The organism is Desulfitobacterium sp., from assembly GCF_035539115.1.
Classification (GTDB): Bacteria; Bacillota; Desulfitobacteriia; order Desulfitobacteriales; family Desulfitobacteriaceae; genus Desulfitobacterium_A.
Map to the genome: position 1 here is coordinate 34,089 of NZ_DATLJA010000049.1, position 6,352 is coordinate 40,440.

Annotated in this window: 7 protein-coding genes; 5 read left to right on the forward strand and 2 right to left on the reverse strand. The window is 41.7% G+C overall.

Annotation, left to right across the window (positions count from 1 at the left end):
* Positions 1-41 precede the first annotated feature (41 nt).
* Positions 42-692, forward strand: coding sequence for a DUF1638 domain-containing protein (locus VM640_RS09460; protein WP_325391570.1), 651 nt, complete (start codon positions 42-44; stop codon positions 690-692).
* A 15-nt stretch (positions 693-707) separates the two neighbouring features.
* Entirely contained in the window at positions 708-1,055 is a 348-nt protein-coding gene (locus VM640_RS09465; protein WP_325391572.1) for a glutaredoxin domain-containing protein, read from the forward strand.
* Positions 1,056-1,111: 56 nt separating this feature from the next.
* On the opposite strand, the gene VM640_RS09470 is transcribed toward VM640_RS09465, so the two are convergent.
* Positions 1,112-2,266 carry a 4Fe-4S binding protein gene (locus tag VM640_RS09470; protein WP_325391574.1) on the reverse strand — a complete coding sequence of 385 codons (1,155 nt, stop codon included), beginning with the start codon at positions 2,264-2,266 and terminating at the stop codon, positions 1,112-1,114.
* Positions 2,267-2,378: 112 nt separating this feature from the next.
* On the reverse strand, positions 2,379-2,858 hold the full coding sequence (locus VM640_RS09475) for a hypothetical protein (protein ID WP_325391576.1): 480 nt from the start codon (positions 2,856-2,858) through the stop codon (positions 2,379-2,381).
* Positions 2,859-3,125: 267 nt separating this feature from the next.
* Between VM640_RS09475 and VM640_RS09480 the strand changes: the two genes are divergently transcribed.
* The 3 genes from VM640_RS09480 (at position 3,126) to VM640_RS17270 (ending at position 6,034) form a co-directional block, all read left to right on the forward strand.
* Entirely contained in the window at positions 3,126-3,818 is a 693-nt protein-coding gene (locus VM640_RS09480) for a response regulator transcription factor (RefSeq protein ID WP_325391578.1), read from the forward strand.
* Complete coding sequence (locus VM640_RS09485) at positions 3,811-5,613, forward strand: HAMP domain-containing sensor histidine kinase (RefSeq protein ID WP_325391579.1); 1,803 nt, start codon at positions 3,811-3,813, stop codon at positions 5,611-5,613. Before VM640_RS09480 ends, VM640_RS09485 begins: the two co-directional genes overlap by 8 nt.
* Positions 5,614-5,734: 121 nt before the next feature.
* Entirely contained in the window at positions 5,735-6,034 is a 300-nt protein-coding gene (locus VM640_RS17270) for a HesB/IscA family protein (RefSeq protein ID WP_475394580.1), read from the forward strand.
* Positions 6,035-6,352: the final 318 nt, after the last annotated feature.

Consider the following 6,352-nt stretch of genomic DNA (forward strand, 5'->3'; position numbering starts at 1 on the left):
CACCTGATAGCAGAAACGTTTTGAGAGGTTGGGAGTGATGAATGGTGGAAAGTGGTATATCCAGTGAATACGCGATTGTGGCTTGTGGGACCATGATACCGGAACTAAACTATTTGAAAGAGACTGGTTTTTTGGAGGGAGTGATCATTTATACTGCCCCGGGCCTACACCAGGCCCTTGATGAATTAGAAAAGCAATTGCTCGAACAACTCAAAGTGGCTAAAGAACATGCCAAGAAAATCATTGTGGTGTACGGCGGAAAGTATTGTTATATCAATTTAAAAGATTCATATCGCACGATTGATTGTGTTATTGATGACGTACGTGAAGAAGGGTATTATATAGCTAGGACTGAAGTAGAAAATTGTTTAGACATGCTTGCAACTGTGGAAGATCGAGAAAAATTGGCCGAAGGGCAAAATGTATGGTTTTGTACCCCTGGATGGCTAAAATACCGCGATTTTGTCTTTAAAGGCTGGGATAAAGCGAATGCCAATGAAAATTTCCCGCAATATACTGGCGGAGGAATTATGCTTGACGGTTTAGGCTTTTTTGATAACTATGCCATGGAACATGTTGAGGAAATTTTGGATTTTTCCGATTGGGCCTCAATACCTCTGGAAGCGCGTTCGATAAGCTTAAATCGTTTAAAGAATGTCTTACTTGAGGCAATGGAAAAGGAACCTAAATAATAGGAGGGATTTCTTATGAAAGATGTCATTATGTTTACAACGCAAACCTGACCGTATTGTACTATGGCGAAGAAGTTTCTTTCGCAGCACAATATATACTTTATTGAAAAGGATATCAACGTTGATGATCAAGCTCGATCCGAATTAATCCGCAGAAACATCAGTGGAGTACCTGCTTTTCTTATCGGTGACGAAGTCGTGGTTGGCTTTGATCAAGCTAAACTTATTGAACTTATTGACCATCGTGTCATCGAATGTGAAGAATGTCATGCCAAAATGCGTGTACCACTCGGTAAAGGAACAATCGCGGTCACGTGTCCAAAGTGTGACCATAGCTTCAATGTTACACCCAGCGAACTTTAATTGAGGTCAAGAAACCCGCATCCCAGATAATGGTTTGCGGGTTCCTGTTTTCTTGATTACTTTTTGATCGGTTCTGAGTTACCGTCACTGATTGAATTTTCTAGAGTCGCTTTGATTTGACTAAACTCGTAGCCTGGAACAGTTTTACTAATTTCTTTCATCATGGTTTCCGCGGGGACACTTTCAGGAATTTGAAACTTTTTATAGAATTCCTTGAGCTCGATATGGGTGGCTTCGGCTGCCTCATTAATCGTCATATACCCTTTTATCTCATCAAGATTTATCGTTTCTCCAGCTTTGAGCGGTTCAGGCAAAAGCTTATATAAACCTGAAACCTGGAAGGCAAAGATCGAACCGAAAAATACGACCAAGACGAGAGCAATGACGACAATTGGCTTTACCGCTTTCGAACCTTCCTTGCTTTCCAAGGCTCCAGCTTTAGGGCAATTCAAAACGCAGGACTGGCAATTGATACACTCAGCGCTCTTTACTTCCTTGACGTGCTGAACATCAATATTCATTGGACATACCTTGTTACACTTCCCACAATTGATACAAGAGTCTTCGTTTCTCACAACCTTAAATGGGCTGACTTTACCGAGAATTCCATAAAGTGCGCCCATTGGGCAGAGATATTTACAAAAGAACCGATCATAAAGTAGTGATCCGATTAAGGTTATGCCCAAGAGGATTAACCCAACTGCAGATTCTTCCCACACACTTCCTAAACCTTCCGGTAGATGGGCATATGCTGACCATGGGTCGTAGGAAGACATCCATAATCCAGCTGTTTTCCAGGCGTAAAATACAGTAAGGAGTAGAACCAGATATTTTAAATATCTTAAAGGTCGATCTATTTTCTGGGGCATAATCCATCTTTTTTTGAAAATCCTTTGACCGACGTTAGCAAAGAATTCCTGTATGGCACCAAAAGGACACAATAACCCGCAAAAGCTTCGTCTGAAAAGGAGGGCAAGTACGACTGTGATTCCAAACAGAATCAACGTTCCTGCAAATATTTTACTGATGAGGTTTCCCGTTGTGAATACTTGATAGAGACTCTCCAGTCCGCCGAAGGGACAAAGGGCGTGAATTGAGGGTGATATTCCGCCCCCTTGGGTAATATGTAGGTATGACTCAGTCGTTATAAATATTGTAATAAGGGCTAAAAGACTCCAACGTAAATATTTTACATATTTATTTCCTTTCAATTATCACCACTTCCCCTCTCTTTATGAAAAGAGCTACATACGGATAATTCATACCGTAATGCAGCCCTTTTTGGTAGATCCTTAGCTATCTAATTTACCCAGTGACCATAGCTCATTTTAAAGAGGTACCCTGAGCAGTACCTTGACTGCTACCCCGGCCGGAACCTAGCCCGCAACCATAGCCGTTTCCTAACCCTCCTCCACAACCGTAGCCTTGACCTTGCCCATAGCCTCTCATGCCATATCCTCTACCATTCGTACCATAAAGGGCCTGATTATTCTTGATTGCATTGTAGATGTCATCTGCTTGTTGTTGGGTTATTGCTTTTTCTTTGACCTGTTCGTCAAGAACTGCTTTTCTTTGTTCCAACATTTGAGTATTGAATTCATCCAACTTGCCAGCCTCTTTAGCAATTGTCCCATACGTTTTACCCGTTGTGGCTCGTTCTTCAATTACTGTATCCACTGATTTCCCCGTCACCTCAGATGCGATTTCGGAAGGGGTTTTGAGTGTTGCCGCATAAACAGTTCCTGCAGTTCCTAAGACTCCTAGTGCTGTAACTACGACGATGAGCTTTTTGATTTTTTTCATAATTTACACACTCCTTTTTAAATTTAGCTTTTTTGAATTCGCCTTGTGATATGAATTATAGACAAGAAATGTGGCAAAACTTTGGCAAAAGTTCGAAAGATTTTTGACATTCGCGACTAGATCCGTTTCTGTAACGAGTGTAATGTGCCATAATTATGACACACATAATTTTCATTTAGTGGTAGATTAATGCTAGGTAGCTCCAAGTAGAACTTAGAATGGGAGAAAACAGAAAAGAGATAAAGATAGCGATTGGAGGAAGCGTTCATGAATAAGTCAATCTTGATCGCCGACGATCATGAGGATATTCTCGAAATAATGCAACGCTATGTGAACAAGGAGGGCTATACGCCGATCCTTGCTCATGATGGAGAAGAAGCCATCTTGAAATTTATCGAATATACACCAAGTCTTCTGTTACTCGATGTGATGATGCCGAGAAAGAACGGCTTTGAGGTTTGTCGTCAGATTCGCGAAACCTCTACTGTACCGATCATCATGATTACGGCTAAAGGAGAAGACGGAGATCGAATCATGGGTCTTGATATTGGGGCAGATGATTATATTGTTAAACCGTTTAGTCCAGGAGAAGTTATGGCGCGGATACGCGCTGTCTTAAGACGGATTGATATTTCAGATGAAGAAAATAAGGATATTATTAAGTATCCGGGATTAGAGATAGATATTTCATCTTATGAAGTAAAAGTAAAGGGTCAAGCTATTAATCTGACCAAGAAGGAAATCGAAATTCTCTGGTTATTAGCAGGAAATCCGGGAAAGGTTTTTTCGCGCGATACCCTTCTCGATCGGGTCTGGGGTTATGATTATTTTGGAGATGCGCGTACAGTGGATACCCATATTAAAAGGCTCAGATCTAAAATAGACTTAGCCCAAACGTTAGATTGGGATATAAAGACCGTCTGGGGAGTGGGCTACAAATTTGAGGTTAAGCATGATTAAAAAAACGATTGCCTTTAAGTTAACATCAGGTTTCGTAGTCATCGTGCTCATAGCAATGTTGACGATCGGCTTGTTTTTTATCCAAATGTTTAGGCAGTATACATTCAATAGTAAAGAGCAAGTCCTACTCGAAAGAGCGCGCAGCATTTCTGAGTTGATCAGTGAGAATCAGCAAAGCAGTGGGCAGATGCAGAGATATGGTGGATTAATGAAAGCTCTAGGTACACTTGCCGAGGCGAAAGTCTGGCTAACTGATGACAAGGGTAATCCGGCGGTGATCTCTGGTATGGGAATGGGTAGAGGTATGGGTCTGGGCAATACTTTTAGTTCAGAGCCCTTGCCCGCAGAAGCTCAAAAGGTGATTACGAACGTTTTATCCGGGCAAGAATCAATAAGTCGAAATTTCAGCAGTGTGTATAACGAAGCGACGCTTACCGTGGGGGTTCCAATACGAGAGTCGGATCAAAAAGTAATAGGCGCGGTTCTCTTACATGCTCCTGTCACAGGCATAACAGAGACACTCGACAAAGCGACAAATATGTTAGCGATCAGTCTACTAGCTGCTCTTATGCTAGCTACAGGATTAGGCATATTCTACTCATTGCTATTTACGCGCCCGTTGAAAGCCATGAACCGTACCGCTATTGAAATGACGCGTGGAAATTATGCGACAAGAACAGGAATTAAGAGCGAGGATGAATTGGGTCAACTGGGAAGCTCCCTTGACCAACTCGCCTCTAAGCTTGGCTTCACTATTGATCAACTTTTTCAGGAAAAGGGAAAGATAAGCGATATCATCGCTAGCATTTCGGAAGGGATTGTTGCTTTTGACCTGGAACTCGTGCCCCTGAGTGTCAATGGCGCGCTTTCTGAGATCATGAATCAACCTCAGCTATACTCCAATGAAGCCTTAAAAAAGGATTTTGAAGATTTGGGCATTTACGGTTTGCTTGAAGGAATTATCAAAGACAAGAAATCGTTGCAAATCTTCAAAGATTGGAAGGGGAAAAAGCTTAAATTTACCTTATCCCCAATAATTGACAATCAAAATGAGGTTACGGGAAGTGTAGCCCTGGTTCAAGATATCAGTGAAAGTGAACGACTTGAACAACTTCGCAGAGATTTCGTAGCCAATGTATCCCATGAATTCAGAACTCCGCTCACCGTAATCAAAGGTTCGCTAGAAGCTTTAATGGATGGTACGATTGACCAAGCACAGGATGTTGAGCGCTATCACCAGAGAATGCTCTCAGAAACCAAGAGTCTGGAGAGACTGGTTGGAGATCTTCTCGAGCTCTCCCGTCTTCAATCTGGGAAAATTTCAATTCATAAGGAAGAAATCCATCTTCCGAGCCTTCTTTCAGATGTCATTAAGAGTCTTCAAACCCTTGCGGATAAAAAAGAAATAGAAATTGTCTATCAAGGTCTTTCCGATGCTCCGGCCCTGATCGCTGATTATGACCGTTTAAGACAGTTATTTGTGATCTTTCTTGATAATGCCGTGAAGTATTCTCCATCATCGACAGTGATAACGGTTGAAGCGACCTTAATCAAAGGAAACACGTTTGAAGTCAAAATTCAGGATCAGGGTTACGGCATTCCTGGAGAAGAACTACCCTATGTATGGGATCGTTTTTATAAATCGGACAAGTCACGTCAAAGCAAGGGTACCGGACTCGGGTTGGCAATCGCCAAACACTTGGTCCAGCTCCACAAGGGGCAGGTATCCTTAACCAGCGAATTGGGGAAAGGGACAGCTGTAATGGTACATCTTCCCTGGATATTAGGTAATTGACACAGACAAGGAGAAAGACTATTCTATGGTTATACCCTATGGGGGTAATAGAGAGTGTGCTTTATAGGCGCAATTTTAACCTAAGTTGCTTAGAAGAATAAAGAAACCGGAGGTCAAGAAAGTGATAAAAGTAACTGAGAAAGCAGCGGAAAAGCTCAAAGACGTCATCGCGAGACAAAAAAATCCACAATCGATGATGTTGAGAGTTTCTATGGGGGGATTTGGCTGAGGCGGTCCCAAGTTTAAATTAACTCTGGATGAGTTAAAACAGGAAAATGATATAGTGGTTGAATCACAAGGAATTACGGTCGTCTATTTGCTCGCTTTTGAAGAGTATATTACTGATTCTCTCATTGATTACTCAAATAACTTTTTGAATCGAGGTTTCTTTCTTAAAGGTGGAAGAGTATCGTCTTGCTAGGAGGAAGCGATGAGCCATAAAGTTAAAAACAAAATTCTTGAGGAGTAACAACAAGATCACACATTAGTTTTGATCTATAGACACCTAGGTGTCTATTTTTTACTAACAGAAACTTCCATGAACCTGCCGATTCACAGGGAGGTATGAAAATGTAGTCCATTTTCGTAAGAAAGTATAAAATTTTTGGCAGATAGCATAAGTGCAACCAGCGGTTTTCGCTTTCCTACGATGCAAGTAGTTAAGTCCGGCAGGATAAGGCGACTAAGGCCATCGCTTTGGCGCTGGCCAAGTCTTCTTTATCGCAAAGCTCGGCGAAAG